The 26,654-nt window shown below is 58.5% G+C and carries 29 protein-coding genes, 1 tRNA gene and 1 pseudogene; 22 read left to right on the forward strand and 9 right to left on the reverse strand.

Annotation, left to right across the window (positions count from 1 at the left end):
• Positions 1–3 precede the first annotated feature (3 nt).
• The gene (locus J3353_RS06020) at positions 4–444 is read right to left on the reverse strand and encodes a SpoVA/SpoVAEb family sporulation membrane protein (RefSeq protein WP_050762766.1); all 441 of its coding nucleotides are present in this window, start codon (positions 442–444) and stop codon (positions 4–6) included.
• Positions 445–519: 75 nt separating this feature from the next.
• Here J3353_RS06020 and J3353_RS06025 point away from each other — a divergent pair, with 75 nt between their 5' ends.
• The 19 genes from J3353_RS06025 to J3353_RS06115 all read left to right on the forward strand — a co-directional run bounded on the left by J3353_RS06025 (position 520) and on the right by J3353_RS06115 (position 17,361).
• Positions 520–1,440: a M15 family metallopeptidase gene (locus J3353_RS06025; RefSeq protein WP_242700874.1), complete on the forward strand. Its 921-nt coding sequence runs from the start codon at positions 520–522 to the stop codon at positions 1,438–1,440.
• A 148-nt stretch (positions 1,441–1,588) separates the two neighbouring features.
• Entirely contained in the window at positions 1,589–2,161 is a 573-nt protein-coding gene (locus tag J3353_RS06030; protein ID WP_005929688.1) for a DUF4358 domain-containing protein, read from the forward strand.
• A gap of 139 nt (positions 2,162–2,300) precedes the next feature.
• Positions 2,301–3,719, forward strand: a complete 1,419-nt coding sequence (locus J3353_RS06035; RefSeq protein ID WP_207684402.1) for an MBOAT family protein — start codon at positions 2,301–2,303, stop codon at positions 3,717–3,719.
• Positions 3,720–3,732: 13 nt separating this feature from the next.
• A complete protein-coding gene (locus J3353_RS06040) occupies positions 3,733–4,902 on the forward strand; it encodes a DHHW family protein (protein WP_207684403.1) in 1,170 nt (389 codons plus the stop codon).
• Between the two features lie 192 nt (positions 4,903–5,094).
• Positions 5,095–5,439, forward strand: coding sequence for a hypothetical protein (locus J3353_RS06045; protein ID WP_005929676.1), 345 nt, complete (start codon positions 5,095–5,097; stop codon positions 5,437–5,439).
• Between the two features lie 89 nt (positions 5,440–5,528).
• On the forward strand, positions 5,529–5,873 hold the full coding sequence (locus J3353_RS06050) for a hypothetical protein (RefSeq protein WP_005929673.1): 345 nt from the start codon (positions 5,529–5,531) through the stop codon (positions 5,871–5,873).
• 215 nt (positions 5,874–6,088) lie between these two features.
• Positions 6,089–6,397 carry a thioredoxin gene (trxA, locus tag J3353_RS06055; RefSeq protein ID WP_207684404.1) on the forward strand — a complete coding sequence of 103 codons (309 nt, stop codon included), beginning with the start codon at positions 6,089–6,091 and terminating at the stop codon, positions 6,395–6,397.
• Positions 6,398–6,520: 123 nt separating this feature from the next.
• On the forward strand, positions 6,521–6,904 hold the full coding sequence (locus J3353_RS06060; RefSeq protein ID WP_097770093.1) for a type II toxin-antitoxin system RelE/ParE family toxin: 384 nt from the start codon (positions 6,521–6,523) through the stop codon (positions 6,902–6,904).
• Positions 6,876–7,181 carry a helix-turn-helix domain-containing protein gene (locus J3353_RS06065; RefSeq protein WP_035393348.1) on the forward strand — a complete coding sequence of 102 codons (306 nt, stop codon included), beginning with the start codon at positions 6,876–6,878 and terminating at the stop codon, positions 7,179–7,181. The genes J3353_RS06060 and J3353_RS06065 overlap by 29 nt, the downstream gene beginning before the upstream one ends.
• 244 nt (positions 7,182–7,425) lie before the next feature.
• On the forward strand, positions 7,426–9,018 hold the full coding sequence (gene hisG / locus J3353_RS06070; RefSeq protein WP_207684405.1) for an ATP phosphoribosyltransferase: 1,593 nt from the start codon (positions 7,426–7,428) through the stop codon (positions 9,016–9,018).
• Positions 9,015–10,295 carry a histidinol dehydrogenase gene (gene hisD, locus J3353_RS06075; RefSeq protein ID WP_207684406.1) on the forward strand — a complete coding sequence of 427 codons (1,281 nt, stop codon included), beginning with the start codon at positions 9,015–9,017 and terminating at the stop codon, positions 10,293–10,295. The genes hisG and hisD overlap by 4 nt, the downstream gene beginning before the upstream one ends.
• 166 nt (positions 10,296–10,461) lie before the next feature.
• Positions 10,462–11,523, forward strand: a complete 1,062-nt coding sequence (hisC, locus tag J3353_RS06080; protein ID WP_207684407.1) for a histidinol-phosphate transaminase — start codon at positions 10,462–10,464, stop codon at positions 11,521–11,523.
• 3 nt (positions 11,524–11,526) lie between these two features.
• A complete protein-coding gene (hisB, locus tag J3353_RS06085; protein WP_207684408.1) occupies positions 11,527–12,117 on the forward strand; it encodes an imidazoleglycerol-phosphate dehydratase HisB in 591 nt (196 codons plus the stop codon).
• Positions 12,114–12,722, forward strand: coding sequence for an imidazole glycerol phosphate synthase subunit HisH (gene hisH / locus J3353_RS06090; RefSeq protein ID WP_156062082.1), 609 nt, complete (start codon positions 12,114–12,116; stop codon positions 12,720–12,722). The genes hisB and hisH overlap by 4 nt, the downstream gene beginning before the upstream one ends.
• A 161-nt stretch (positions 12,723–12,883) precedes the next feature.
• On the forward strand, positions 12,884–13,603 hold the full coding sequence (gene hisA, locus J3353_RS06095) for a 1-(5-phosphoribosyl)-5-[(5-phosphoribosylamino)methylideneamino]imidazole-4-carboxamide isomerase (protein WP_156062083.1): 720 nt from the start codon (positions 12,884–12,886) through the stop codon (positions 13,601–13,603).
• 16 nt (positions 13,604–13,619) lie between these two features.
• Positions 13,620–14,375 (forward strand): imidazole glycerol phosphate synthase subunit HisF, encoded by a 756-nt coding sequence (gene hisF, locus J3353_RS06100; RefSeq protein ID WP_156062084.1) that lies wholly within the window; start codon positions 13,620–13,622, stop codon positions 14,373–14,375.
• 66 nt (positions 14,376–14,441) lie between these two features.
• A complete protein-coding gene (gene hisIE, locus J3353_RS06105; protein WP_005929638.1) occupies positions 14,442–15,077 on the forward strand; it encodes a bifunctional phosphoribosyl-AMP cyclohydrolase/phosphoribosyl-ATP diphosphatase HisIE in 636 nt (211 codons plus the stop codon).
• A gap of 7 nt (positions 15,078–15,084) precedes the next feature.
• Positions 15,085–15,909, forward strand: coding sequence for a histidinol-phosphatase HisJ family protein (locus tag J3353_RS06110; protein WP_156062085.1), 825 nt, complete (start codon positions 15,085–15,087; stop codon positions 15,907–15,909).
• An 81-nt stretch (positions 15,910–15,990) separates the two neighbouring features.
• The gene (locus tag J3353_RS06115; RefSeq protein WP_156062086.1) at positions 15,991–17,361 is read left to right on the forward strand and encodes an MATE family efflux transporter; all 1,371 of its coding nucleotides are present in this window, start codon (positions 15,991–15,993) and stop codon (positions 17,359–17,361) included.
• Positions 17,362–17,438: 77 nt separating this feature from the next.
• Here J3353_RS06115 and J3353_RS06120 read toward each other — a convergent pair whose 3' ends face one another.
• From J3353_RS06120 to J3353_RS06135, 4 genes are all read right to left on the reverse strand, one after another.
• On the reverse strand, positions 17,439–18,074 hold the full coding sequence (locus J3353_RS06120) for a hypothetical protein (RefSeq protein ID WP_005929631.1): 636 nt from the start codon (positions 18,072–18,074) through the stop codon (positions 17,439–17,441).
• Between the two features lie 247 nt (positions 18,075–18,321).
• A complete protein-coding gene (locus J3353_RS06125) occupies positions 18,322–18,885 on the reverse strand; it encodes a twin-arginine translocation signal domain-containing protein (protein ID WP_207684409.1) in 564 nt (187 codons plus the stop codon).
• Between the two features lie 159 nt (positions 18,886–19,044).
• On the reverse strand, positions 19,045–19,668 hold the full coding sequence (locus tag J3353_RS06130) for a twin-arginine translocation signal domain-containing protein (protein ID WP_207684410.1): 624 nt from the start codon (positions 19,666–19,668) through the stop codon (positions 19,045–19,047).
• A gap of 119 nt (positions 19,669–19,787) precedes the next feature.
• Positions 19,788–20,483, reverse strand: coding sequence for a helix-turn-helix domain-containing protein (locus J3353_RS06135; protein WP_005929618.1), 696 nt, complete (start codon positions 20,481–20,483; stop codon positions 19,788–19,790).
• 282 nt (positions 20,484–20,765) lie between these two features.
• Here J3353_RS06135 and J3353_RS06140 point away from each other — a divergent pair, with 282 nt between their 5' ends.
• On the forward strand, positions 20,766–21,440 hold the full coding sequence (locus tag J3353_RS06140; RefSeq protein ID WP_005929611.1) for a histidine phosphatase family protein: 675 nt from the start codon (positions 20,766–20,768) through the stop codon (positions 21,438–21,440).
• A gap of 146 nt (positions 21,441–21,586) precedes the next feature.
• The gene (locus tag J3353_RS06145) at positions 21,587–22,192 is read left to right on the forward strand and encodes a twin-arginine translocation signal domain-containing protein (RefSeq protein WP_207684411.1); all 606 of its coding nucleotides are present in this window, start codon (positions 21,587–21,589) and stop codon (positions 22,190–22,192) included.
• Positions 22,193–22,249: 57 nt separating this feature from the next.
• On the opposite strand, the gene J3353_RS06150 is transcribed toward J3353_RS06145, so the two are convergent.
• On the reverse strand, positions 22,250–23,335 hold the full coding sequence (locus tag J3353_RS06150; protein WP_005929602.1) for a DUF3048 C-terminal domain-containing protein: 1,086 nt from the start codon (positions 23,333–23,335) through the stop codon (positions 22,250–22,252).
• Positions 23,336–23,369: 34 nt separating this feature from the next.
• Positions 23,370–24,629, reverse strand: a complete 1,260-nt coding sequence (locus tag J3353_RS06155; protein ID WP_207684412.1) for a DUF3048 domain-containing protein — start codon at positions 24,627–24,629, stop codon at positions 23,370–23,372.
• A gap of 245 nt (positions 24,630–24,874) precedes the next feature.
• On the opposite strand from J3353_RS06155, the gene J3353_RS06160 reads away from it, so the two are divergent.
• A tRNA-Lys gene (locus J3353_RS06160) sits at positions 24,875–24,950 on the forward strand.
• Positions 24,951–25,105: 155 nt separating this feature from the next.
• Here J3353_RS06160 and xerC read toward each other — a convergent pair.
• Entirely contained in the window at positions 25,106–26,509 is a 1,404-nt protein-coding gene (gene xerC, locus J3353_RS06165; RefSeq protein ID WP_207684413.1) for a tyrosine recombinase XerC, read from the reverse strand.
• A 14-nt stretch (positions 26,510–26,523) separates the two neighbouring features.
• Positions 26,524–26,654: pseudogene (locus J3353_RS06170) on the reverse strand (helix-turn-helix domain-containing protein); the annotation flags it as partial.

Genomic DNA, 26,654 nt, shown 5'->3' on the forward strand with positions numbered 1-26,654 from the left:
CGGTCAGCCGCCCAGCAGCCAGAGCACCCCACCGTAGACCACAGCGGCCAGCGTGCCATACACGATGACCGGCCCTGCAATGGTGAACATCTTGGCTCCGGTGCCGCAGACCCTGCCCTCGGGCTTGAACTCGATGGCGGCGCTGACCACGGCGTTGGCAAAGCCCGTGATGGGCACCAGCGAGCCTGCCCCGGCTTTGGCGGCAAGCTTCTGGTAGAGCCCCAGCGTGGTCAGCAGGGCCGACAGCACGATGAGGGTGCAGCTGGTCAGGGTACCGGCAAGCTGGGCTTCCAGCCCCATGCCAAGATACCACCCACGCAGCACCTCGCCCAGCAGGCAGATGCCGCCGCCCACGCAGAAGGCCCACAGGCAGTCGGAGCCCAGAGGGGAGCGGGGGCCGACCTGTTTCACCCGCCGCGCGTATTCTTCCGCTGTCATCTTCATGGCTGTCACCTCGGGCTTAGGATGCCCCCGGAGAAACATAATATACAGAAAATGAACCGAGAAAGAAGGTCTCTTATGAATCAGCAGCAACCCATCCACCGCCGCCGCCTGACCCGGGCAGAGATCCGGCGGCGGCGACGCAACCGCGCCATCCGCCGCATCGCCGGGCTGACCCTTGTGGTCTGCGTGGCCGTGGGCGGTGTGTCCTTCCTGCTTTCCCGCCGCAAGGCCCCGGTGCCCACGGCGGATGCCGCCGGGAGCGCCGCCAATAGTGAGGCCAGCAGCCTGCCGTCGGCTGCGCCGAGCAGCAAGGCGGAGAGCAGTGCCGTGAGCGGAGCCGCCTCTGAGAGCGTGGAGAGCCGGGATAACCTGCTGGGCCTGACCGCCGCCGAGGCGAAGGCCATGCTGGCCGACCCGCTGATGATCCTTGTGAACCACACCAATCAGATGCCGGAAAACTACACCTTTGAGACCGCCGAGTGCGGCTCCAAGACCGCAGTGAACAAGACCCTGCAGACCGTGGCCTGCAATGCCTTTCTGGAGCTGCAGAAGGCTGCTGCTGCGGAGAACGTGACCGTCTGGATGCAGAGCGGCTACCGCAGCGTGTCCTACCAGACCAATCTCTACGAGAAAAAGACCAACTATTATAAGCAGCAGGGCTATGACGATGCCAAGGCGAAGGAAATGGCCGCTGCCATCGTCAACCCGCCGGGCTACTCTGAGCACAACTGCGGCCTGGCCGCAGACCTGAACAGCCCCGAGCACACCGGCCTGGACGAGGGCTTTGAGAACACGGCCGCTTTCCGCTGGCTCTGCCAGCACGCCGGGGAGTACGGGTTCATCCTGCGCTACCCCAAGGGGGCCGAGGAGAAGACCGAGATCACCTACGAGCCCTGGCACTGGCGCTATGTGGGCGTGGAAAATGCCGCAAAGATCAACGCCAGCGGCCTGTGCTTTGAGGACTATATCGCCGCCTTGCAGCAGATCGCGGGCTGAGCGGCAAAGCGCTGGTGAAGAAACCGTAAAATCTTCTGCCTGCCGTTTGCAATTCGGGCTTTGATATGGTAAGATAACAATGGTTCGTTGTCGGAAACTCTTCCGCGTGGGCGAACCGGTGTAAAATAGATAAAAGAGGGAATAATCCATGAAACTTCGTGCTAAAATCATTCTGACCGCTGCTTCTCTGGCCCTGAGCTGTGCTCTGCTGGCCGGCTGCGGTTCTTCTTCCGGTTCTACCGCTTCTTCTGCCGCGTCCTCTGAGCCTGCCTCCACTGTGCTGAGCCAGGCTTCCAGCATCCCGCTGGGCGAGGACAACAGCACCGATGCCCTGAACGCACCGTTCGAGACCCTGCTGGATGCCAACCCCATCTCCAACCAGTTTGAAATCGCTGCCATGAACATTGAGTACGATTTCAACCTGCCCGCTGAGGATGTGGTGAGCTACAAGGGCGTGAAGAGCAACGACAACGGCGATGCCGGCATGGTGCTGGTCGTGGAAGCTGCTGACGGCAAGGCTGAGGAGGTTGCAAACCAGCTGACTGCTTACCAGCAGGATCAGGTGGCGTTCTACGGCAACTACGCGGAGTTCGCACAGGCCCAGGAAAATGTGGAGAACGCCGTGATCGCCTTCAAGGACAACACCGTGGTCATGGTCATCGCTTCCAACGAGTGCACTGCCGATCTGGACAGCGCGGTGGACAGCGCACTGGGAGAGTAAAATAAAACTGAATGGGGCTGCTGCAGGCCCTCTCCGTCAATGCTCCGCACTGCCGCCTCTCCCAAAGGGAGAGCTGACGAGCGCAGCGAGTGTGAGAGGGCATTTGCAGCAGCTCTTTTTTTAAAAGGAGGTCGAAGCCTTGGTTTTCAGCACCATCATCTTTCTGTTCCGGTTTCTTCCCATTACGCTGGCGCTGTATTACCTTGCGCCCGCAAAGCTCAAGAATACGGTGCTCTTTGTGTGCAGCCTGGTGTTCTACTGCTGGGGTGAGGTCCGGTTCTTCCCGGTCATGCTGGCCCTGATCCTCATCAACTATCTCTGCGGCCTGGGGTTGGAAGCGTTTGACGCAAAGCCCGGCGTGCGCAAGGTGCTGCTGCTGGTCGCCCTTGCAGCCAGCCTGGGGATGCTGTTCTACTTCAAGTACGCAAACTTTGTCCTGCGCAGCATCAACAGCCTGCTGGGCACCGGATTTGCGGCCATTCAGGGCATCAGCGTCCTGCCGCTGGGCATCAGCTTTTATACCTTCCAGACCCTTTCCTACACCATTGATGTCTACCGCCGGGAGGTAAAGACTGAGCACAACATCATCGACTTCGGCGCTTATGTTGTCATGTTCCCCCAGCTCATCGCGGGCCCCATCGTCAAGTATCGGGATGTCTCGGCCCAGCTGCACGTTTACAAGCATCGTTACAGCTTGCAGCAGATTGAGGAAGGCATGACCCTGTTCACTTTCGGTCTGGCAAAAAAGGTCCTGCTGGCGGATGCCGTCGGCGCGCTCTGGACAGACATCATCGGCATTGCCGACAGCCCTTCCACCACCTTTGTGGGCCTTGCCAATGCGTCCACGCCGCTGGTCTGGCTGGGTGTCATCGCCTATTCGCTCCAGCTCTACTTTGATTTTTCCGGTTACTCCATGATGGCCATCGGCATGGGCAAGATGCTGGGTTTTGATTTCCCCCAGAACTTCAACTTCCCCTATATCTCCCGCTCCATCACCGAGTTCTGGCGGCGCTGGCACATGACCCTTTCCGGCTGGTTCCGCGAGTATGTCTATATCCCGCTGGGCGGCAACCGCAAGGGCCTGAAGCGGCAGATCTTCAACCTGTTCGTGGTGGAGCTGCTCACCGGCATCTGGCACGGTGCAGACTGGAACTTTATCTGCTGGGGCCTGTACTACTTTGTTTTGCTGGCCCTTGAAAAGCTGTTTTTGCTCAAGTATCTGGAAAAAGGCAGGATATGGCCCCACATCTACACCATGTTCCTTGTGGTGGTGGGCTGGGCCATGTTTGTGGGCAATGAGGCCGGGGTGGGCTTCGGGCTGCTGTTCCGCAAGCTCTTCCTCCCTTCGGGCGGTGCGTCTCCGGTCTACTTCCTGCGCAACTACGGCGTGCTGCTGGCGGTCAGCATCCTGTGCTGCACCCCGCTCATTGAGAAGATCTGGAACGCCCTGCGCAAACACACTGTGACCCGTGTGGCTGCGGTGCTGGTGCTGCTGGTGCTCTCCACGGCGTATGTGGTGGGCAGCACCAACAGCCCGTTCCTGTATTTCAACTTCTGAGGAGGGAATCTGAATGGATAAGCATACAAAGAAAACTCCCTCTCTGTTCCGGTATCCGGTGCTGGTGGCCTTCGGGCTGTTCTTTATCGGACTGTTCGTGCTGGATATGGCCACGCCCGACCGCGCGTACAGTGAACTGGAAAACACCACCCTGACCCAGCGGCCCAGGCTGACCGCCGTTTCCACCGACGGGCTGAACAACTACTTCACCAGCTACACCCGATACGTCAAGGATCAGGTGTTTGGCCGCGACCAGTGGATCAGCCTGCAGAGCGCGGCGGAGACCACCCTCTTCCAAAAGACCCAGAGCGGCGGCATCCTGCTGGGCCGGGAGCACATGATGTTCGCCCGGCATTACAGCATCCTGAAAAATGAGGAAAAGGGGATGGCCAAGAACCTTGCCGCCGTCCAGAGCCTTGCCCAGCGTTACCCGGGCAGGGTGAACCTCATGCTGGTGCCGTCGGCCTCGGTGGTCTACCCTGAGAATGTCCCGGCGGGGGCACCCCAGATCGATGAGAAGGGCATTCTGGAAGGCGTTGCCGCACAGGGGGAGGCCTACGGGCGGTTCATTGATGTCCTGCCCGCCCTGACGGAGCACAAAGGGGAATACCTCTACTACCGCACCGACCACCACTGGACAACGCTGGGGGCCTACTACGCCTACCAGCAGTTCTGCGAGACGCTGGGTCTGACCCCCTTTGACCGGGATGCCCACACGGCCGAGACCTGTGAGGATTTCTACGGCACCCACTACTCCAAGACCCGCACCTGGAATGCCGAACCCGACACCATTACCTGGTACGACCTGCAGAACAGCCTGACGGTCTGGAACGTCACCGGCCCGGGCCAGCCCACCGAGGGCACCACCACCGGCCTGTACGATCTGGACAAGCTGGAGGTGTATGATAAGTACGCCATGTTCCTGCACGGCAACAACGGCCTGAGCCGGGTGGAGGGTGACGGCGAGGGAAAGATCCTGGTCATCAAGGACAGCTATGCCAACAGCTTTGTGCCCTACCTGACAGCCAACTATGCGGCCATCGACGTGGTGGATTTCCGCAACTATAACTATGGGCTGGACCAGCTCATTGCGGCCAACGACTACGACCAGATCCTTGTGCTGTACAGCTATGCCAGTTTTACCACCGACCCGTATCTCTACCGTGCGGGCGTGGCAGGCTGAGTGGAAAATTATTGCAGTGCTTTTCACCAAACTTTCGTTTGTTTTTTCATGCGACTTTCCGATTTTTGATGGTTTTTCACAAAATCCATTGCATGAAACTGTGTGATGTAGTAATATAAGGCTGGAAACCAGATGGTAAATTGGGAAAGAACACCATCGGTTCAAGCTGCTCAAAAAAGGAGTATGAGACCTATGAACAAGAACATGAATCTGCCTGCTGAATACGCAGTGCTTTCCGAAGAAGAGATGACCTATACCCAGGGCGGTTCCGATATTGGCGGATTTGCAACCACTGCCGCTACGGTCGTGGGTGCTGTGGTGCTGGGTGCCAGCTATATCTGGGGCATTTCCGCTTCCAAGGACTGGCTGAACAAGAAGAGCAACCGTGAGGGCAACCTCTTCACCGTTCTGGGCCGTGCCGCAGATGCTGTCGGCGAGGATATGTCCAAGTCCGCAGCCAACTTTGTCCGGGATGCCGTTTCCAGCACCATGGTGGTGGCTCTGGCTCCCCTGAGCGCTGTTCTGCTGATCCTGTAAGCCGGGAAAGTGGGATACCGGGTCTGTTTTCTGTAACCTGCGGTGTATGCTGCACCGTGCAATAAATGCTTTTGTAAAGGAGTATTATTATGGAAAAGAAGCTCATGCTGCCCGCGAACTACAACGTGATGAACGAAGAAGAAATGACCTATACCAGCGGCGGCGACGGTTTTACCGCTCCGTTTGCTGTGGGTTGGACGATCGGCGCAGTCATTTCTGTTGCAAACCTGATCTGGGGTCTGGATCAGACCCGTACCTGGATCAAGAACAACAAGAAGAACGGCGAGAATATCACAGATCTGGCAGCAAAGGGCATCAATGCCGCTGCCGATTACATGGGTAAGTCCATCGGCAATGCGATCGTTGGCGTTTACACCGCTCTGAACCTGACCGGCTGGTGGCCCGTTACCGCGATCGCCTGGGTCACGGCCTGATCGCTCTGACCAGACAACCCGGAGAACTCCAAAGAACAACACAGGGCGGCGGCTCTCCCCAAGTGGGCGGGCCGCCGCCTTTTTTGTTCACAGATTGTTTCTGGAAAAATCCTGTCGTTTGGGGTATACTAGAGCCATAAGTAAGAATCACTCCTTCTTTTGAAGGAACTGACCGCCCCCGCAGAGGGTGCGGATAAAAAATGGAGGGAACCGATATGGCTGTTGTTACCATTACCAAAGAAAATTTTGAAGCCGAGGTGCTGCACAGCACAAAGCCTGTTCTGCTGGACTTCTGGGCCACCTGGTGCGGCCCCTGCCGGATGCTGAGCCCCATCGTGGACGAGGTGGCCGAGGAGCGCACCGATGTCAAGGTGGGCAAGGTCAATGTGGATGAACAGCCCGAGCTGGCCTCCCAGTTCGGCGTGATGAGCATCCCCACCCTGCTGGTGTTCCACGACGGCAAGCTTGTGAATCAGGCTGTGGGTGCCCGCCCCAAGGCCGGTGTGCTGGCGCTGCTGGGCTAAAAGACAAAGAATCGAGCTGTATGGCCGCTGCCTGTTTTCTGATGGGCAGCGGCCTTTTTGCACTTGACAATATGGCATATCTGCCATATACTGAAAGGGGAAAAGTGTAGGGAGGATTTTGAAATGGGACCGTTCGTGGTGGAATTTTATGAAACAAGAGATGGCCAGCGCCCTGCGGAAGATTTTTTGGATGAACTGGATATCAAAATGCGGAGCAAGCTGGTAATGACCCTAAAGGTTTTACAGGAACAGGGAAACCGTCTGAGGGAGCCATACAGCAAGCATCTGGATGATGGGATTTTTGAGATCCGCGGAAAAGTTGGAACGGATATTTCGCGGGTCATGTATTTCTTCTATTATGGGGGAAGGATCATTCTGACGAACGGCTTTATCAAAAAGACCCAGAAAACACCCAAGAGTGAAATTGAACGGGCAAAACAGTATCGGAAAGATTTTTTGGAAAGAGAGGGTGAATCAGATGAAAACACTGGATCTGTATTTGAATGAACAGTTGAAAAATGAGGAGTTCCGCAAGGAGTGGGAAGAGAACCAGCCGGAAATGGATATCATCCGGGCGATGGCAGATGCACGCATTTCTCAGAACCTGACCCAGAAGGAGCTGGCCGAACGCACCGGCATCAATCAGGCGGATATCAGCAAGCTGGAAAATGGAACACGCAACCCATCTTTGAAGCTGCTGAAGCGTCTGGCAGACGGAATGGGAATGGACCTGAAGCTTGTGTTCACACCCAAAGAGCCGCAGAATCTGAAGCTTGCAAAATAAGAAAGATGCCGGGTCGGTTTCCAATGCAGGAGACTGGCCCGGCCTTTTTGCATCCCCGGTTTTCGCTCTCCATCATCTGTTTTGGCGCTGGGGTGAAATGATTTCGCCTTTCTGTACAAACGCACAGAAAAACGGTAAGATAGGGCTGAAAAGCTGTCACTTTCGTACTTTACAACTTTATCTCGATAAAGTAAAATAAACAAAAGAAGTGGGAAATACGCAGAGAGGGAACGAGGAGATCGAGATGGAATTCAGTCTGGACAGTTTGCAGCCCAAGGAGCGGGCCTCCTTTGCGCTGCGGGCGCTGTATGAGGCGGCGGGCTGCCGCAAATATCACATGGGCCGCTTTGAGGAGTACGGGCTTTATCAGGAGAACCGGAGCTTTTTGTCCTCGGAGCAGGTCATCACCTTCACCGACCTGGATGGCCGTCTGCTGGCGCTCAAGCCGGACGTGACCCTGTCCATTGCCAAGACGGCCCAGCCCGCCCCCGGCGAGACCCTGCGGTATTACTACCATGAGAACGTCTACCGCCCCTCGGCAGAGAGCCACACCTTCCAGGAGATCTCCCAGATGGGCCTTGAGATGCTGGGCGCGGTGGGGGAGGCACAGGTGCAGCAGGCGGTCCGGCTGGCAGCGCAGAGCCTGGCCCAGCTGGGGGCCGCGTGGGTGCTGGAAGTCAGCCACATGGGCTATCTGTTCGGCCTGTTCGACGCACTGGGCGTGCCGGAGAATGCCCGCCCCGGCCTGCTGGAAAAGCTGCGGGAAAAGAATGCACACGAGCTGCGCCGCGCCGCGCAGGCCGCCGGGCTGGATACCGCCGGGGCCGATGCCCTGACCGGTCTGCTGGAGCTTTCCGGCAGCTGCGAGGAGACGCTGGCAAAGGCAGAGAGCGCCTGCTGCAACGACCGGATGCGCGCCGCCGCCGCTGAGCTGCGGGCACTGGCCAAAACGCTGGAGGCCTCCGGCGGGGCGGTCCGCCTTGACCTGAGCCTTGCCGGTGAGATGGAATACTACAACGGGCTGGTCTTTCAGGGCTACCTGCAGGGCCTGCCGCGGCCCCTGCTCAAGGGCGGCCGTTATGACCTGCTGATGCAGAAGTTCACCCCCGGGGCCGGGGCCATCGGCTTTGCGGTCTATCTGGACGAGCTCGACCGTCTGAGCGCCCCCACCCCGCCGGTACAGAGGAACAGCACGGACCGGGTCATGCTGAATGTGGCCCTGCCCAAGGGCCGTCTGGGCGACAGGGTGTATGACCTGCTGGCCCGCATCGGCTACGGCTGCACCGAGGACTACAACGCCACCCGAAAGCTGGTGGTGGAAAACCCTGCGGCGGGCATCCGCTACTTCCTTGTCAAGCCCAGCGATGTGGCCATCTACGTTGAGCACGGCGCGGCAGATGTGGGCATCGTGGGCAAGGATATCCTCACCGAAGCCTCTGCCGATGTCTACGAGCTGCTGGATACCGGCCTTGGCAGGTGCCGGATGTGCGTGGCTGCCCCGGCAGATTACAAGGATGACCCCAGCCGCCCGGTGCGGGTGGCGACCAAATTCGTCAACATTGCAAAGAGCTACTATGCGTCCATCGGGCGGGATATCGATATCATCAAACTGAACGGCTCCATTGAGCTGGCCCCAATTCTGGGCCTTTCCGATGTCATTGTGGATATCGTGGAGACCGGCACCACCCTGCGGGAGAACGGCCTGCGGGTGGTCACCGAGTTCATGCCCATCTCGGCCCGGTTCATTGCCAATAAGGCCAGCTACCAGTTCAAGCACAACGAGATGGATGCCATGCTGGAAGCGCTGCGCAAGACCTTGCAGGAGGAAACAAAATGATCAAGCTGTATAATTTTGATGAGCTCAGGCCCGAGGAGATCCTGAACCGGGACATCCGCGCGGAAAAAAACGTGGAGGATGTGGTGGACGGCATCATTGCTGAGGTCCGTGCCCGGGGCGATGAGGCGCTGAAGGAGTACGCGCTGAAATTTGACGGGGCAAAGATCGATGACCTGCAGGTGACGCAGGCGGAGATCGATGAGGCCTTTGCCAATATGGACCCCTATTTCCTTGAGACCCTGCGGGAGGCTGCCGCCAACATTGAGCGCTTCCACCGCCAGCAGGTGCACAAGAGCTTTGTGATCAACGAGAAGCCCGGCATTGTGCTGGGCCAGAAATATACCCCCATTGAAAAGGCGGGCGTATATGTGCCCGGCGGTACGGCGGCCTATCCCTCCACCGTGCTGATGGATGTCATCCCGGCCAAGGTCGCGGGCGTGTCGGAGATCGTGATGACCACCCCCGCCGGAAAGGACGGCAGGGTGAATCCGGTCATCCTTGCCGCCGCCGCCACCGCCGGTGTGACCAAGATCTTCAAGACCGGCGGTGCACAGGCCGTGGCCGCGCTGGCCTACGGCACCCAGAGCATCCCGGCGGTGGACAAGATCGTCGGCCCCGGCAACATCTACGTTGCCACCGCCAAGCGGAAGGTGTTCGGCAAGGTGGGCATTGATATGATCGCCGGCCCCAGCGAGATCCTGGTGCTGGCCGACGGCGGCTGCAACCCCGCCTGGGTGGCGGCAGACCTGCTGAGCCAGGCCGAGCACGACAAGCTGGCCAGCCCTGTTCTTGTCACCGACAGTCCGGCGCTGGCCAGGGCCGTGCAGGCAGAGCTGGAGGTGCAGATCCCCCAGCTGCCCCGTGCCGCCATTGCCCGCGCCAGCGTGGACGACAACGGGAAGATCATCGTCTGCACCGACCTGCACAAGGCCATTGAGGCCTGCAACATCATTGCGCCGGAGCATCTGGAGGTCTGCGTGGAGGACCCCTTCGGGGTGCTGAACGAGATCAAAAACGCGGGCAGCATCTTCCTGGGCCGCAATGTGCCCGAGGCCCTGGGCGATTACTTTGCAGGCCCCAACCACACCCTGCCCACCAGCGGCACGGCCCGCTTCTCCAGCCCGCTGGGTGTGGACGACTTTGTGAAGAAGTCCAGTTTCCTCTATTACACCCGCGAGGCGCTGGGCGAGGTGGCACCCCGCATTGCCGATTTTGCCGAGCGCGAGGGCCTGCACGCCCATGCGAAGAGTGTGACGATAAGATATGAAGAGGACTGAAGGCGGCTCGCCCTCTCCGTCATTGCTTTGCAATGCCACCTCTCCCAAAGGGAGAGGATTTGGCAATTTCCCGCAAGGTTACGGAAAACCGCCAGAGGCTCCCCCTTTGGGGGAGCTGGCGCGAAGCGCCTGAGAGGGCGAGGACGCTGACAGTGAGGAAATTGCTATGAGTAAATATCTCTCTCCGAAACTTGAAACAGTCACCCCCTACACCCCGGGGGAGCAGCCGCAGGACCAGCAATACATCAAGCTGAACACCAACGAAAGCCCCTATCTGCCCAGCCCGGCGGTGGTAGCGGCGGTGAGCGAGCACGAGGTGGAAAAGCTCCGTCTCTACTCCGACCCCGCCTGCACCGACCTGCTGAAAACGGCGGCGGTGCACTTTGGCCTGCAGCTGGACCAGATCATGCCCGGCAACGGCAGTGACGAGAACCTTTTCTTCGCCCTGCGGGCCTTCTGTGACGAGACCCACCCGCTGGCCTATGCCGACATCACCTATGGCTGTTACAGCGTCTGGTGCGGGTTGATGCACATCCCCAGCCATATCATCCCGCTGAAGGAGGATTTCACCCTTGACCCCGCCGATTACTACGGCCTGAACGAGACCATCGTCATCGCAAACCCCAACGCTCCCACCGGCTTGGCCCTGCCCCGCAGTGCCATCGAGGGCATCCTGAAAGCGAACCCTGACAATGTGGTCATTGTGGATGAGGCCTATGTGGACTTTGGCGGCGAGAGCTGCGTGCCGCTCATTGACCGGTACGACAACCTGCTGGTGGTGCAGACCTTCTCGAAATCCCGCCAGCTGGCAGGAGCGCGGCTGGGCCTTGCCATGGGCAGCGCCAGCCTCATCGCGGACCTGAACCGGGTCAAGTTCAGCCTGAACCCCTATAACATCAACCGCCTGACCTTGAAAGCAGGGCAGGCCGCGCTGGAAGACACCGTTTATTTTGAAAAGACCCGTGCCGCCATCGTGGACACCCGCACATGGACAAAACAGCAGCTGGAAGCCCGGGGCTTTGCGGTGTTGGACAGCCGCTCCAACTTCCTGTTTGCCTCTACCCAAAAGAAAAACGGCGGCGAATTGTACCGGAAGTTGAAGAAAAAAGGCGTTCTGGTGCGCCACTTTGATGCCCCGCGCATTGAAAACTGGCTGCGCATCACGATCGGCACGCCGGAGCAGATGCAGATTTTCCTGAACACCCTTGACAAAATAATGGAGGAATGACCCATGCGGGAAGTGACACTGGAACGCAACACCAACGAGACCCAGATCGAGCTGACCCTGAATCTGGACGGTGCGGGCCGCTATGAGGTGGATACCGGCTGTGGGTTCCTGAACCACATGCTGGAGCTGTTTGCCCGCCATGGCCGGTTTGACCTGGTGCTCGCCTGCCACGGGGATGTGGAGGTGGATTACCACCACACGGCTGAGGATATCGGCATTGCACTGGGGCAGGCCTTTGCCCGGGCGCTGGGCGAGATGCGGGGCATCCAGCGGTATGGCAGCTTCTACCTGCCCATGGATGAGGCGCTGGTGCTCTGCGCGGTAGACCTTTCGGGCCGGTGCACCCTGAACTGGGATGTCCACTGCAAGACCGAAAAGGTGGGCGATTTCGATGTGGAATGCGCCGCGGAGTTCTGGCTGGGCTTTGCCCGCAATGTGCCCGCAACGCTCCACTTTGTACAATTTGCAGGGGAAAATACCCACCACATTCTCGAAGCCTGCTTCAAGGGGGCAGGCCACGCGCTGGCTGCGGCAGTCGCCATTGATGCCGCCCACCGGGACGAGATCCCCTCCACGAAAGGACTGCTGGTATGATCGCGATCATCGATTACGGCGTGGGCAACCTGTTCAGCCTGCGCTCCAGCCTGACGCATCTGGGGCTGGAGGCCGTTGTGACCGCCGATGCACAGACCATCCGCAAGGCCGACCGGCTCATCCTGCCGGGGGTGGGGGCCTTTGGCGATGCCATGGACAAGCTCTCGGCCACCGGTCTGGTGCCGGTCATCCGGGAGCAGGCGGCGCAAAAGCCCCTGCTGGGCATCTGCCTGGGAATGCAGCTGCTCTTTGAAAAAAGCTATGAGTACGGCGAACATGAGGGCCTGGGCTTTGTCAAAGGTGAGGTCTGCCCGCTGGAACCTGACCTGAAAGACAAATCCCTCAAGGTGCCGCAGATCGGCTGGAACGCCCTGCACATCGTACGGGATGACCCACTTTTCCGATACATCCGTGAGGGCGAGTATGTCTATTACGTCCACAGCTACTACGGCAAAAATTGTACCGGGAGTACACTTGCTGTCAGCGATTACTCCATCCCCGTGACCGGCGTGGTCAGGGCGGGCAGGGTGTACGGCACCCAGTTCCACCCCGAAAAGAGCGGGGAGACGGGGCTGCGGATCTTGAAGGCGTTTGCAGAATTGTAAACTGGCTCGCCCTCTCCGTCATCACTTGCGTGATGCCACCTCTCCCAAAGGGCGAGGCCTTGGCAGTACGGTAAACTTTCCGGTTTTGCCAAAGGCTCTCCCTTTGGGAGAGCTGCTGAGCGCAGCGAAGCTGAGAGGGTAAGGCCGCTAAAGGAGAAACTATGAATCTATTCCCAGCCATTGACCTGCGAGGCGGCAAAGTTGTCCGCCTGACGCAGGGAGATTATGACAGTATGACCGTTTACGGGGACGACCCCTGTGCACAGGCCCGGCAGTTTGTGGAGGCCGGGGCCAGGTATCTCCACGTTGTGGATCTGGATGGCGCAAAGGACGGCACCCTTTCCAACTACAGATCCATTGCCGCGCTGGCAGAGCAGGGGGGCTTGTACATTGAGGTGGGCGGCGGCATCCGCACGGAGGAGCGTGTTGAAAAATACCTTTCTCTGGGCGTGGATCGCTGCATCCTGGGCAGCGTGGCCGTGACGGATTTTGATTTCACGGCCCGGATGCTGAAACGCTACGGCGAGAGGATCGCCGTGGGGGTGGATGCCAAAGATGGATTTGTTGCCATCCACGGGTGGAAGGAGGTCAGCGCCGAAAAGGGCGTGGACTTCTGCAGGCGGCTGGCAGATGCGGGGTGCACGGCCATCATCTACACCGACATTGCCTGTGATGGTGCCATGCAGGGTACGAATCTGGCGCTGTACCGCCAGCTGGCGGCAGAGGTGCCGGGCGTGGCCTTCACGGCCAGCGGCGGCATCTCGTCGGAGGCCGAGCTGTTGGAACTGAAAAAGATGGGCACCGCTGCCGCGATTCTGGGCAAGAGCCTGTATACCGGGACGCTGGATCTGAAACGTTGTGTAGAACTGGTGCAGAATTAAACGGAGGGGAACGAAAATGATCACAAAACGCATCATTCCCTGTCTGGATGTCCGGAATGGCCGGGTGGTCAAGGGCACGAATTTTGAGGGCATCCGGGATGTGGCCGACCCGGTGGAGATGGCCCGGATGTACAACGCTGCCGGTGCCGACGAGCTGGTGTTCTACGATATCACCGCCAGCTTTGAGGGCCGTGCTCTGTTCACCGATATCCTGACCCGGGTGGCAAGCGAGATCTTCATCCCGCTGACCGTAGGCGGCGGCATCAACACGCTGGAGGATTTTGACCGGGTGCTGAAATGCGGCGCCGATAAGGTCAGCGTCAACTCGGGCGCTCTGCGGGCCCCCGGCCTCATCCCGGCGGCGGCCCGGAAATACGGCGATCAGTGTGTGGTGCTCTCGGCGGACGTGAAGCGGGTGAACGGCCAGTTCCGGGTGTTTGCCAAGGGTGGGCGCGAGGATACCGGTCGGGACGCGCTGGACTGGATCAGCTGGTGCGTGGCGCATGGCGCGGGGGAGATCTGCCTGAACAGCATTGACACCGATGGTGTCCGCACCGGCTTCGATCTTGAGATGCTGGACGCGGTCGCTGCCCGGGTGAATGTGCCCATCATCGCCAGCGGCGGCGCGGGCAAAAAGGAAGATTTCCTTGAGCTGTTCCACCACAAGGGCATCGACGCTGGCCTTGCGGCGGGCATTTTCCACCAGAAACTGCTGACCATCCACGACCTGAAAACCTATCTGAATGAAAATGGTGTCGAAATGCGGCTGTAAGCTCTTGCGTTTCGGGCAACTTTAGGATAAACTGTAAGTATCCCCTTTGGGGAGGGAGTATGGACCATGGAACTGAAATTTGATGAAAAGGGCCTCATTCCTGCCATCGTGCAGGATCACTACACCAAAGAGGTGCTCACCCTTGCCTACATGAACGCCGAGACGCTGGCACTGACCATTGCCGAGGGGCGTACGGTGTTCTGGAGCCGGAGCCGTCAGGAGATCTGGCGCAAGGGCGATACCAGCGGCAATGTCCAGCATGTGGTGTCCATCACCGCAGACTGCGACAAGGACGCACTGGTGGTGGAGGTGGTCAAGGATGGCCCTGCCTGCCATACCGGTGCCGAGAGCTGCTTCTTCAACGAAGTGTATGTCTCGCCGGAGCTCAAGCAGTTCAGCTGGCAGGGGCTTTACGAACTCATCCAGGGCCGCAGGGATCATCCCCAGGAAGGCAGCTACACCACCTATCTGTTCGAGAAGGGCAAGGAGAAGATCCTGAAAAAGGTGGGCGAGGAGTGCACCGAGGTCATCATTGCGGGAGAAAAAGAGGACAAGGCCGAGACCATCTATGAGATCAGCGACCTGGCATACCATGTGCTGGTGCTGATGGTGCAGGCGGGCATCACGGTGGAAGAGATCACCCGTGAGCTGGAAAAACGACACGTCATTGACCACAAGGTCAAACAGGAAAGGATGCAGTGATTTAGTTATGGCAGATTATAGGAAGTCCAGTGTTCATTGCCACTCGACGATGTGCGATGGCAAAAATACCTTGCAGGAAATGGCCAGTGCCGCCTGTGCACAGGGCCTGACGACCCTGGGCTTCTCCGGCCACAGCTATACTCAGCGGGACCGTGAGTACTGCATGAGCCCCAGCCGCACCGCCCAGTACAAGGCCACCATTGCAAAGCTCAAGGCAGAGTATAAGGGCAAGGTGGACATCCTCTGCGGCATCGAGTGGGACAGCCTGAGCGAGGACAAGCCCGAGAACTACGATTACTGGATCGGTGCTGCCCATCACCTGTACGGCAAGAACACCGGCAAGTACTACGAGATCGACTTCCGCCCGCAGGATCTGCACGACTGCATCTTTGATGATTTCGACGGTGACCCGCTGGCCGCGGTGGAGGCCTACTTTGCAGAGGTGGAGAAGGTTGCCGCCAAGGGACCGGACATTCTGGCCCACATCGACCTCATCAAGAAGCTGAACGGCGAGGGTGAGTTCTTTGATGAAGAGGCTCCCCGCTACCGGGCCGCTGCCCTCAAGGCCCTGAGCGCAGCCAAAGAGCACAACTGCCTGCTGGAAGTGAATACCGGCGGCGTTTACCGCGGCTACCGCAAGGACTTCTACCCCAGTGCATGGATGCTGGAGGAGTGGAACAAGATGGGCGGCAAGGTCATCATCACCTCCGACTCCCACGATGTTTCCAGCCTGACCTTCGGCTTTGAGGAAGCCGCCGCCGCCATCAAGGCTGCCGGCTTCACCAGCGTGGAGGTGCTGACCGGCCACGGCTTTGAAACCCAGGAGCTGTAAAAGAAAAATAAAGCACAACCCTCTCCGTTTTTGCTGCGCAATGCCGGGGAGGGTTGTTTTCCGTAAACTGTGAGGAACCTTATGACCCAAACTGCGAAAAAATCCCCCTTCAGCATGAATGTGGACCTGATGCACGGGCCCATTTTCAAAAACCTGCTGCTGTTCATGCTGCCCATCTTCATCTCCAGCCTGTTTCAGCAGCTCTATAACACCGTGGACACCATGATCGTGGGCAATGTGCTGGGCGATACCGCCCTTGCCGCCATTGGCTCCTGCGGCTCGATCTACGAGCTTCTGGTCGGTTTTGGCCTCGGTATCGGAAACGGCCTTGCAATCGTTGCAGCGCGCTCCTACGGGGCGCAGGATCACGATCTGCTCAAAAAGACCGTGGCAGGCTCACTGGTCATCGGTCTGGTGGCTTCCCTTTGCATTACGCTGGCAGGTGTGCTGGGCCTGCACCCGCTGCTCCTCATGCTGGACACCCCGGCGGAGATCCTGGACGATGCGTACCGCTACATTTTGACCATCGATCTGGGCGTGCTGGTCATGTTCGCCTATAACCTCTGCGCGGGCCTGCTGCGCGCCATTGGCAACAGCGTGATGCCGCTGGTGTTCCTGCTCATCTCCTCGGGCCTGAATGTGGTGCTGGATCTCCTGTTCATTGCAAGGATGGGCATGGGGGTGCAGGGAGCGGCTGTGGCAACGGTCATCTCGCAGGGCGTTTCGGTGGTGCTCTGCATCCTGTATATCTTCCTCAGAGTGAAGATCCTGCTTCCGGAAAAGCAGCATTTCAGGGTGGGCAGCCACCTTTACTGGGAGTTGTTCAGCCAGAGCATCTCCATGGGCCTGATGAGCAGCATCGTCTCGGCTGGCTCGGTGGTGCTGCAGTATGGCATCAACGATCTGGGCACGCTGGTCATCGCCGGTCACACCGCCGCCCGGAAGCTGTTCTCCTTTACCACCATGCCGGTCATGGCCATGGCATCGGCATGCTCCACGTTTGTTTCCCAGAACCGCGGTGCAAACCAGCCGGAGCGTGTCCGCAAGGGCATGAAGGAGATCGCCCTGTACAGCGTGGTGGTGGCCGTGCTGGCGATCTTTCTGATGCAGCTGGGCGCAGAGTGGATGGTGCGGCTCATCTCCGGCTCCAGCGAGTCTGTGGTGCTGGAAAACGGCGCACGGTATCTGCTCTGGAACGCGCCCTTCTACTCGGTGCTGGGTGTTCTGCTGGCCACCCGCTACGCCCTGCAGAGCCTGGGGCAGAAGGTCCTGCCCCTCTTCTCCAGTGTCATCGAGCTGGTGGGCAAGGTGGTATTCGTGCTCTTCTTCATCCCGAAGTTTGCCTATAACGCCGTCATCCTCTGTGAGCCCATCATCTGGTGCTTTATGGCGGCGTACCTCGTGCTGGTCTACCTGCACGACCCGTTTGTGTTCCCGAAAAAAACAGAATAAGGAAAAGACCCGGCTGCCGATGACAGCCGGGTCTTTGTGTCTGCAGGAAGTGGATGAAACGGATGGGGCAATGGGGCTTACAGTGCCGAATAGCCGAAGCTGTTGACCAGTGCATCGATATGCTGGCCCGCCTTGCACATGGGGCACTCGCGGGAATCGAAGCTGGCGTAATCGGGCAGGTTGGAGGGGTCAAAAATAGAGGTGACCGGGATGCCCAGGCACTCGGTGGCGGTGGCGAAGATGGCGCTCAGGCCTGCCACAGTGCCGCCGTAGTAGTTGATCGCCTCGATCGCAGCCTGCACGGTGTAGCCAGTGGTGATGGAAGCAGCCAGGATCAGCACATGCTTGCCCTTGACCATGGGGGCCAGATTGTCGCGCAGGATGATCTGGCTGCCGGTGGTGTACTCCGGGGTGATGACATAGATGGTCTGGTGGGCATTCATGTTGGCAAAGCCGTCCTTGGTCAGCTCGTTGGCAAGGCAGGTGCCGATGACCTGTGTGCCGTCCAGGCAGAGAACGGTATCCACGATGGTGTTGTGCTGGTAGGCAGCCACCAGCTCTTTTGCCACGGCCTTTGCCTCGGAAAGGCGGGACTTCTGGGTGGTGACATCGATATAGTAATTGATGTGGCTGTGGCTGGTTGCGAAATGGCCCTTTGCCACACGCAGGAACAGATTGCTCTTGTTGGTGGGAAGCTTTACCATGTTGATCATAACTGCAACACTCCTGTTCTGTCAAACTACGGCCCATGGCCTTTTTGAGCGGAAACACAAACAGCGCGGCGGCCTCTGCCGCTGCGCTCCCCTTCTTTTCCATGAACCTATGGTATCAGAAAATGCGGGTGTGCACAAGATACAGAATTGCTGAAAATTTAAAGAAAAATTGAGATACTTTGCCAATGCAACGGCGCAAAAAAGCCGCCCGGCTTTCCCGGACGGCTTGGGATGTACGTTGGGGAGATTACTTGCTGGCAGGAGAAGCAGCGTTCTCTTCCTTCTTGGCGGCACGAGCCAGAACCCAGTTCATGGAATACTCGGCATACTGCAGGTCGGGGCAATAGGTAAAGACCAGCTTTTCGCCCTCAGCCAAAGAGGAGTTGAGCGTGATGGTGCCCTTATTGATAGCGCTGTTTGCCAGGTTGGTGTCCAGCAGGGAAGCGTCGATCTTAAGCTCATTGCTGGTTCCACCAACATACTTTGCCTTCTGCTTGCCGTCCTTACCGTAGACGATCGCCTTGAAGTTGCTGGGCTGGATGGGCAGATTGTTGGTGCGGCCAACGGTGATCTGGAAGGGGAAGCTGATGGAGTTTTTGGTCAAATCAATGTCCTTGTACTTCTTGGCATTGTCATCGTAGGTGCCCAGAACAGCATTGATCTGCAGAACAGTGATGGAACCGGCACCATCGCAGTACAGGTTCTTGGTATCGGTCTGATCACAGCCGGAGAAGAGGCTGGCACCCGCAACGGCCACAGCTGCAACAGCGGAGTATTTCAGGAAAGAGCGGCGAGAAAATGCTAACGACATAATCGTTCCTCCTTATAATGTGCAAAGCGCACGAAAATGCCAAAAGGCTCTGCCTATACAATAGGCGAAACGGGGGCGAATGTCAATGGTTTTCACAAATATTTTGTGAAATTCCCCCACCGCCGCCGTGCAAATCATACGAAATTTCGTCCTGCTTGATTAGGCTTTGGTCAGGTCAGAGGCGTTGATGGTAAAGTTCAGAGTCTTGCCGGAAACAAAGGTCGGGGTGTAGGTCACACCGATCTGCTGCCAGGTGGTGGGCACCATGCAGACCAGCTCAATGTAGCCTGCACCCTGCGGGGGAATGGCAGAGGCCGTGGTAAAGCTCTCGGTGGTGCTGTCGTACAGCTGGACATAAGCGCCGCCCTCGGCTGCCTGACCGTCGCAGGTGAAGGAGAAGTCGGTGGTGGAAGCGGACAGAGCGTGGAAGTAACCGGCAGTGTTGGCTGCGACCTGCTCCGGGGTATCCAGAGGATAGGCCTCGCCGATCTCCTGAATGTTCTGTGCGCCGATGGCAAAGGTGTTGCGGCTGGAACGGTTTGCAGAGGTGATCAGCATGGCAATGTACTCATAGCCCTCGGCATCGGGGGCACTTGCCAGAGTAAAGACGCTGGTCAGCTGGACCGCCAGATTGTTCCAGTTGCTGATCTTATCGCCGACCTTGACCTCGATGGAAGAGTTATCGCCGGCCTGGCAGCCGCCCAGCACAGCAGCAGCGCCCAGAGCAGCGGCAGAAGCACCGGTGACCTTGAGGAAGGTGCGGCGGGAAATCTTGTTCGACATAAAGCTTGCCTCCTTAATCAATGGCAGAAATCTTTTTCTTCGCTGATTCGTTTATAGCATTTTTTACCGGAAATTGCAAGGCCCTGGGCACAGAATTAACAGGAGTTTCACACAGAAGCTCACTGGTTGGGGTCCAGGCCGCGCACATGGGTCTCGCTGGTTTTGACCAGATTCAGTAGGCTGGGGGTGTACAGCGGGTATTCCCGGGTCAGGCTCTCGGTGGTCATGGCAAGGCAGGAGGGGTCTTTTACGCCCTCGGCACCGTTCAGGTCCTCACCGGCCAGCAGGTCCTCCACATTGCTCTCGCTCATCCGCATCACGGCATCGGAGTAGCCGGGCCAGCGGCGGGCCTCCACGCTGAACAGGCTCTGGGCGTTGTGGGGTTCGGCGGAATAGAGCAGGCGGAACATCTTGGCCACGGCCATCATCAGATAGGTGCTGACCTCGGTGGTCAGGGCCTTGCTGTGGCACTCGGCGATCTTGGCGTACAGCACATTCAGGCTGTTGGAGATCAACTTTTTGTTCATGGTGGGCAGAACGCTGCCGTGGTAGACGTTGTCCTTCATCTTATCGGGGTTGGGCAGGTCATCGGCGTTCAGCATCATGCCGTTGCGCTCAGCCGAGCGGCCCAGCAGGTAATCGCAGGACACATTATAGTAATCCGCCACCCGGACAACAAAGTCCAGACCGCACTCGCGGATGCCCTTTTCGTAGTGGGAGAGCAGTGCCTGGGATACCCCAAGGTCCTCCGCGGCCTGCTTCTGGGTGATGCCGCGCTCCTTGCGCAGCAGCTTGATGATACGGTTGAATTCCATGATTTTGGACTCCTCAGTAGTGGAAATTGAACTTCTTTGATTTTTGGTTTACAACATGTTGATTATACACAGTGGAAAACAAAAAGTAAAGCAAGAAAAGTGACGGAAATTCTCGTCGTTTTTCGTCATTTTTGTCAAAAGACTTGCCCCGGATACCATATCTATGCTAAACTAAAGATAATCAACGCATATTTTGTGGCGCACGGCCCGGGCAGGATGCCCACTGCCGGTGCGAAATTTTACAGCAAAGAGGAACTCTTTGCCAGATAGAGGTGTTTTTCCATGAAAACGTTCAAACTTCATCTCATCCGCCACGGCATGACGGCCGGTAATCTGCAGGGGTTGTACATCGGCAGCGGCACGGATATCCCCCTGTGTGATGAGGGACGCGCCCAGCTGAAGGAGCTGAAGGAGCGGTTCGAGTATCCGCAGGTGGACACGGTGTTCTCCTCCCCGCTGGTGCGCGCTGTGGAGACAGCGAACATTCTGTTCCCCAATGCAGGCCACCAGTTCACAGTGCACGACCTGCGGGAAGCGGGCTTTGGCGTGTTTGAGAACCGCCCCGTGAAGGATCTGGTCAAGGAAGAGGATTTCAAGAAGTGGATCACCCCCGGCTCCGGCTTTGTGCCCGAGGGAGCAGAGCCCACCGAGCAGTTCCACGCCCGCTGCGCCGAGACCCTGCTCAAGCTGTTTGAGTATATGATCCGGATGGATGTGACCGAGGCTGCCTGCGTGACCCATGGCGGCGTGATCATGAGTATGCTGAGCCAGCGCGCGCTGCCCTCCCGCCACCCAGAACAGTGGATGGCCGACCCCGGCTGCGGCTATACCGTCCAGACCGACGTGCAGCTCTGGATGCGCGACCGTCTGGTGGAGGCTATCGACATCGTGCCCTTTGGCTACGCCGATACCCTGCGCGGGCAGGCGGAAGCCGAGGAAAACGAGGCATTTGAGTAAGAATCTTTGCCGCGCCGCTCTGAAAATATCCAAAACACGTAAAATCGCGGAAGAACAGGTAAAATTCCGGGCAAATCTCTTGACAGAAAGCCCGGAATTTACTATTGTATAAAGAGAACTTATTTTCCCGTTAGGAGGAATCCCCGATGTCACAATCCCTGTCCCGCCGCTCGTTCCTGAAATATGCCGGTTCCGGCGCAGTCAGTCTGGCTGCTGCCCTGCTCACCGGTGTTTCGGGCGCGGCTCTGGCCCCCTGCTATGAGGGCGAACCTGCTCTGCTGGACGGCAAGGCGGCAGTGGAGCTGCTGGGCTATGCACCGGCCCCGGAGCTGGACGGCACGCTGGTCTATCTGTCGGTGGAGAACCTCTCGGCCCGGCCGCTGGCTGTGGGGGCCAGCTACCTGCAGAGCCGCGGCCTGGACAGCAGGAATGCCCTGTACAGCCTGGGCACCGGCCTGACTGCCCTGTGTGATGGCAGACAGGTGCGGGTGGGCAGCTTTGCAGCTCCCCTCTACGGTGAGAATGCGGCAGATGCCTCTGCCTTTACCTTGAATCTTTCCGCAGGGCGCGGGGCGATGCTCCACTGCTTCTGCGAGACCCCGGCGGACTGGCAGACGCTGGAGCTGATCTATCAGCCCGACTTTGCCGCAGGCCAGACCGTCCATTTTGTGGTGCGCCGGGATGCCGATGAGGTCCATCTGGGCGTGGTGCCTGCCACCCTTGCCGAGGTGGGCAGCGTGGTCGATCTGTAAAAAACATAGCGTAAAAAGAGACGGTTCTGCATCGGATTGCAGGACCGTCTCTTTTGCTTATAACAGGCTTTCCCCGGTGGAGTTCTGCACAGTGAGCTCCTGCCCGGTCAGGCTGGACACCAGCGCCAGATAGCTGCGGCCTGCCGTCAGGGTCAGGGGGCGGCCGTTGGAATCATACAGGAAGAAGGTGGTCTCGCTGCCCTGCGTCCAGGTGATGTTCCACAGGTGGCCCTCGTTGAGCCAGACACCGCCGCCCATGGTCAGGTCGTAATCCAGCGTCACACCATCGTCACGCAGGGTGGATGCACTGAACAGAATGAGCAGGTTGTCGAAATCTGCCTGCTGGCCGTTGTTGGCATCCAGCTGCGGTGTGCCGTCTGCGTGGAGCATCCGGTAGGTCTTGGTGTCGGCATCGTAGGTGAAGCCGGTGGCGTTCTGCGCATCAAACTGGACCCGGACACTCATTGCGTCCGAAGCATCTGCATCGGGCAGCTTGCCGCTTTCCTGCATGGGCAGCAGACCCGGAACGGAGAGGAGGGTTCCGCTCTCGCTGTCGGAGCTGCTGGAAGAGGTGTCCGTGACGCGGGATTCTGTCAGGGCCGGGGAGATGTTCAGGCTGCCCAGCACACCCGAAAGTGCTGCACCGCTGGTATGCCACAGCGGGACATTCTGCCAATTGGTCTCACAGGAAAAGGCATTGGTGCCCACCTCCAGTGCGTCTACCGCGCGCAGAGAGTAGTAATCAAGGTAGTTCTGGTCAAACTGCCCGCCGCCCCGCTGCACCGGCAGTACCTGCTGGCCCACCAGCAGCCGCCAGTAGAGGTCCTGCCCGGCAGAGACAGGCCCGACCTGCGGCACGGCCCCCACGGCAGGGTAGACCAGACAGAGCCTGGTGGACTGCTGCTGTGCGGTCAGGGCTTCCAGCACCAGCGAGGCTGTGGAAAGCCCCCACTGAGTGGTGCTGGCGGCCGCGTTGTCAATGGTGATGGCGACCGGCCGCTGGCCCGGCCAGACAAGTTCCTGCCCAGTGAGCGGGTCAGTGGGACTTTCAGCGGGCTGGGAGCTGGGGCTGAGCGCACAGCCTGTCAGCAGTGCGGCGCTGAGCGCAAAACAGAGCAAAGCGCGCATCCAAAAGCGTTTCATCGGTTTCCCTCTTCTGCCCCGGAGGGCGGGTGATTTAGTAGCTGAAATTGCTCCACTCATCATTGTCCACCAGTGCCAGATAGGTCTTGCCCCGGTTCAGGGTCATCTCCTCGCCGGTTTCGGTGTAGAGCTTGAGCGGATGGGTGGGATGCGGCTTCTCCCAGCGGCCCACCTGCACGCCGCCCCGTGTGAAGAGGTACGCCTGCCCACCGGCCACATAGTTGACCGACTGGACATCGTGAGAATCGCCCGCATAGGCGGCGATATCGGCAAAGCAGACCACCACGTTGTCAAAGGTCAGCTGCTTTCCGGTCAGCTCGTCCACCGTGTTCTCATAGGCTTTTTTGGAGCGGTTGTACATTTCCAGCTTGTAGCTGCGGCCCCAGCTGTTGTAGGTCAGGCGGGTCCTGTAGCTCTCGGAGTGGGTGATGCTGATGGATTTGGCCGCAGGGGCACCGGGAAGGTCATTGGAGGCTGCGGTGCGGTAGTCGGCAAAGTGGAAGAAAGGCGTTTCGTTGGCGTAGGTCAGGCCGATGCCGGCATTACCGGCTGCCTGTTTGATCTCCTTGCCGGAGGTGAACTCGGTATGTTCGTAGGCTACATTGCGGCCGCGGTTGTCACGGTGGGCAACGTGGGGGTGGACTGGTGTGTTGAAGTAACTCTTGCCGCCGATGTTCAGGCCGGAGTAATCGTATACATTGATGAACTGGGTGCAGAAAATGCTCTCGCCATCGTGGTAATAGAGGGCCTGATGGGGCATGAGCAGCTGCAGGAACTGGTCGCGGCCAGAGCGCAGCGGCCCGACCTCCGGGATGGTGTCCGCATCCCGGAACACGGCACACAGGCGGGTGATGCCGCCCTCCACCTTGCTCTCGATGAGCAGGTCTGCCGAGCCGATGCCGCGCTGGGGGCGTGCGTTCTGCTTTTCGGAGTTGGCGATGTTGTTGACCATCACACCCACCATCCGGCCGGTGCTCTTGCGGGCTTCGCCGGTCAGAGGGTCAGCGTCGTAGGCAGGCAGAAGGCTGAACGCAGAGCTTGCGGCTTCGCTGGACGCTGCCGAGGAGGCGGCTGCCTCACCAGCTGCGGCCTCACTGGCTGCGACCACAGAGGATGCAGCGGCCTCAGAAGAAGCAGAAGAGGATGCCGCCGAGCCGCAGAACAGGCTCTTCATCCAGTCGGGCAGGTCACCGCCCAGAATGGCACTGCCGGGGCTTGCAGAGCAGCCAGTGAGCGCCAGCAGCGCCGCCGTCAGCCCGGAATAGCGAAGTACGGACCGTCGAGAAATTTTCATGGAAAAAGCCCTCCTATCGGATCGGCTTGCCCGGCGCGGAAGTGCGCCCGGCAGGTCGGTTGCAGTTTTGTAATGAACTGCTTTGATTGTACTGGTTCTTGCCCGGTTTGTAAAGGGGCAGTTCGTGGCAAAATCTGCCCGATGACGGCTTTGGGAAAGTTTTTTGTGCAGAAAGCTTGCTTTTTGCCCGGGAGTATGGTAATATTATTCGGCAGTATCGTGTTATACTGCGCTTTATAATGTATGCGCTCGTAGCTCAGCCGGTAGAGCATCTGACTTTTAATCAGAGGGCCAGGGATTCGAGTTCCCTCGAGCGCACCAAAATCCCACGAAGAATCGTAAAATTCCTCGTGGGATTTTCCTTTTTCTGGGGCTCTGCACACTTTTGCACACTTTTTGCACACCGGCGGGAAAGCCGTGTTTTTCCTTGCATTGTCTGCATTCTGTGCATCGTGAGCGTTTTTTCCATACTTTTTTCAGGCGAACAGCAGGCGGGTGAACTCACGCCGCTGCTCGGGGTTCATCTGTCGGACAACTTTCAGCATCCCTTCGGGGGTGATTTGGATGCCGTCCGGCAGATTTTCTTTTACCGGCACAGAGCCGGATTTGGGGGAGCCGATGTCCTGTGAATAGAAGTCTGCTTCCAGCTTCTCAGCCAGCTCCAACCGGGGCTTGTCCTGCGTGTGAGCATAGGTGTCCATCAGGACGGTGGCGGTTGCATGACCGGTGTTGCCCTGCACCGACTTGAAGTCACCGCCAGATTGCAGCAGCTGGTAGGTGGCACTGGAGTGGCGCAGACCGTGGAACACGATCTTCTCAAACTCCGGGTGCTCTGCCCGCCAAGTGCGGTACCATTTAGAAAGGGCTTCCGGGGCAACAGGCATACCGTTGGGCAGGCGGAAGAGCTGGCCACAGTTGCGATATCTGCCATCCATGGCAAGCTCGTCCTGACGGAGCTTTTCCAGCCAAGCCAGCAGTTCCTCTTTCAAGGGTTTCGTCAGATAAAGGGTGCGGCTGGATTTCTTGGTTTTCGGCTTCTTCAGCACCAGTGCGGAGCTGCTGCCCTCACGCTGGTCGGGGAAGATGTGGTAGATCTGATTCGGGTCGGTCTTTTCCAGTGCAGCCTTTTCGGTGCGCTGTAAGCTCCTGCCGACCGTGATGGTCCCACGTCCATCCGCTGCATCAAAGTCGATGTCTCCCGGCTGCAAGCCAAGGATCTCTCCGACACGCAGCGAGAGAATCATGCTCAGATGAACAGCAAGGTGGAGCGTAGGGTCGGTCATGGTCTGCAACGCAGCAAGCATGGTCTTTTCGTCCCAGATGGCACGTTCTTCCGAGGTCGATTTCGGGGCTTCTCTCGGAATCGGTGACTTGAGGAGCAGACCCCACTCAACGGCATAGGAAAATGCAGTCTTGAGTATGGCGTGGACTTCCCGGATGGAAGCACCCGTCAGAAACTGCCGCTTCTGCTTGTCGGTGAGCGTTTGCTTGACACCCTGCTTATACAGCCCGCGCGGTGTCCGGCTCAGCGTGGCGTAGAACTGTTCAAGGTCATACGTCTGAACCTTCTGAATCTGCTTCTTGCCGAGATAGGGCACGACAAGATTCTGAATCATGGCTACCGTGTGGGTGTAGGTTTTGGGTGCCCACTTGTGCTTGCTGGACTGGATGGGAAGCCACTTGTACAGCATTTCCGCTACCGTCATTGCATCGGGTATGAGGAACGTACCGTCCAAGAGTTCTTTCTCTACCGAGATCTTGCGGTCTTGCGCTTCCTTCTTGGTTTTGAAACTCTCCCAGCCTTCACAGATCCGGCCAGCATGGTCTTTGTATTTGAAACGAACGGAGTAGGAATCTCCGCGCCTGAGAATAGATGCCATAGATGTTCCCTCCCTCAGACCGCTGCAAACCAATCATCGAAGCTCTGCTTGCTTACCCGGATGCTGGTACCAAGGCGGATCACCTTGAAATCTTTCGTGGTGTTGCACAGATTGTACGCAGCACGGTTGGAGATCGCCAACAGTT

The organism is Faecalibacterium sp. Marseille-Q4137 (assembly GCF_017377535.1).
GTDB classification, from domain to species: domain Bacteria; phylum Bacillota; class Clostridia; order Oscillospirales; family Ruminococcaceae; genus Faecalibacterium; species Faecalibacterium duncaniae.